1 protein-coding gene is annotated in these 2,422 nt (G+C 68.0%); it reads right to left on the minus strand.

Going from position 1 to position 2,422, the window contains the following annotated elements; translation table 11 throughout:
• Positions 1-2,118: PQQ-binding-like beta-propeller repeat protein (locus VI238_RS06350; RefSeq protein WP_331649613.1), on the minus strand; the 2,118-nt coding region annotated here is incomplete at its 3' end.
• Positions 2,119-2,422: the final 304 nt, after the last annotated feature.

The raw sequence follows: 2,422 nt of genomic DNA on the forward strand, positions 1-2,422 counted from the left end.
CAGGATCGGCGACGCCGCGCCGAGCATCCACTCGTCGACGAGGCCGCTGCCGTCATTGTGCTGGCGCCTGAGCCAGGGCGCGTAGTCGCGCTGGAATGGCACGAGCTTGTCGCCGCCAGGCAGCAGGTAGGCTTCCCCATACCCCGCGCAGCCACTGCTGTAGCAAGGCTGCCACGGCGCGCTGCTCGTCCACGATGTCGTGCCACTCGTTGGATCGAGAGCGGCGAAGTGATAACTGGTGGCATTGCCGCCGTAGGCCTCGTCCCCATAGACGATCAGACGTCCGTCGTCGATGCGGTCCACAATCTCGGTGGGGGCAAGCGAGTCGAATTCGTGGGAAGTCCATACGACCGCGCCGTCCGTCCCCGCGATACGTTGCGCCGTAGCGGGAACGTCGCCGACCGAGCCCGCCAACACGACGTCCATGTCAACGCCCGTCAGTGTTTTCGGATAGAGCACGAGGCCCTCTGTACCTGCATCCGCCGACTCGTCGCGGCGCCAGAGAACGGAGCCGTCGCCCGCCGCCAGCTTGTAGAGCGTTCGACGCTGGCAGCCGGGGCTTTCAGGGCAATAGACGAGTGTGCTCAGCGAAACGAACACGTTGCCCGCTGCATCGGGCAACGGCGCCGAGACAAGCGGACAGCTGCGGTCTGACGCATCGCGCAGCCAGGCTTGCCAGCGGCGGCCGCCTGTGTCGAGCGAATAGCTTGCGACGCGCGCAACGCCGGTGTTGCCGTCGCAGCGAATCCCGTCGTCGAGCGACTGCGAGATCGCGAACATGTCGCCGCCGACCGCTAGCTCGGGCGCGGCCTGCAGTGCCGATGGCGCGAACGCGTCACCGGGTACGTCGATGCCCTCGCTGGCCTGCCAACGCACGGCGCCGGTTGTCCCGTCGAAGGAACGCAGATTCAATTGCGGCCCTTCGGGGTGTTGGCTGACGCCCGCGCACACGATGTAGCCGTCGGCGTCCAGCCGGCTGGTCTCGGATATGCCTTGAGTGATCGAGGCCGTGTCCACGTCCGCGATGGTCGCGCCGCTGGCGAGATCGATGCGCCGGTCGATCGGGCCGGCCAGTCCCGGCGCTGCAATCGCCCGCGCAATAAAGCGTGCCTCGCTGCCGTAAGGACCGATTCCCATGGGCCGCTCAGGCCCGCCGGATGCGGGAGCGGCCCACAGGATCGCGCCGTCGGTTGGGTCGATGCGCAGGAGTGTCGAAGACGTTGCGGCCAGCACAGCGTCGCCAACCCGATCCAACCGCTGGAGGTCGGCGATTGGAGTGCTCCAGCGCGTGCTGCCGTTCGAGGCATCGAGGCGTTCGATGTGCCCGTGGTCGGCGATCACGGGTTCGGAATCCGCGTCGGGACTGAATCGCAACGCGACGGCCGAACCGACGTAGCGACTCCACGTCGAGGCGCCGTCGCCCGTGTCGAGCGCATGCAGGTCGTAGTCGCCTTTCACGTAGACCAAGCCACCCCCCGCGGCGACGACGCTGCCATCTGCCTCGTCGACAGCCACGCGCCAGATCGCTTCGCCGTTGGGGGCGAGCTTCACGACGTCGACCGAAGGCCAGCCTGCCGCGCCGCGGACCTCCGCGTACAAATTGCCCGCGCCATCGGCCACGATGCTGTCGGACTCGTCGATGCTGGGCGGCGACAGGGCGCGTTGCCAGACCACTTCGCCACTCGTTGCATCGAACATCGTGACGCGCCCACCGCCAGCGCTGGCGATGCGATTCGCTGCAACTCGCTCGAGCGAGGAGGCCGGAACCGCGCGCGACCATGCGAGCGAGCCATCCGCACCGATGTGTACGACCCGGCCGGTTACCGTGTGGGAGAACGTAGCGCCGCCGTCGCCATCGGCGAGTATCGCCGCAAAGGTGTCGGGGCTCTCCGAAAGGGGCAGGGCGAATGCCCAACGTATGCTGCCATCGCCGCGAACCCGGACGATCCGTTGGTCCGACAGGTTCGGAGAGGGCGAGCCATAAACGACGTCGCCATCATCGGCGAACGCGACGGCGGACTGCGGCAGGCGTGGCGGCCAGAGGTAGGCGAACGTCGGCGGAGCCGACGCATAGGTGTCGCTGCGCCAGAGTTCGATCGCGGTCGCTTCGCTGGCCAAGGCCATGCCTACGACGAAGACCCAGCACCATCGACAACGTCGCATCGGCCGCTCCCCCGCTCGATCCAGAATCGTGACGCGGCAGGGCGGCGTAGCGTCGCGCTACACCGCGCCGTAGCGCATGCGCGATCACTCCTCCGGCACGACGCCGAGATACGCGCCGGCGGCGCCGACCGTCGCCCAGAACTCGGCGGCGACGTCGAACGAGCGCGCGAACAGCTTCTCGGCGGTCGCGCGATCGCCGGCGAGGAGGTAGAACGCGCCGATCTCGGCGAGTCCCTTCTCGTCGTCCGGGTTGTTCGCG

The organism is Dokdonella sp., from assembly GCF_036518555.1.
Lineage (GTDB): Bacteria > Pseudomonadota > Gammaproteobacteria > Xanthomonadales > Rhodanobacteraceae > Dokdonella_A.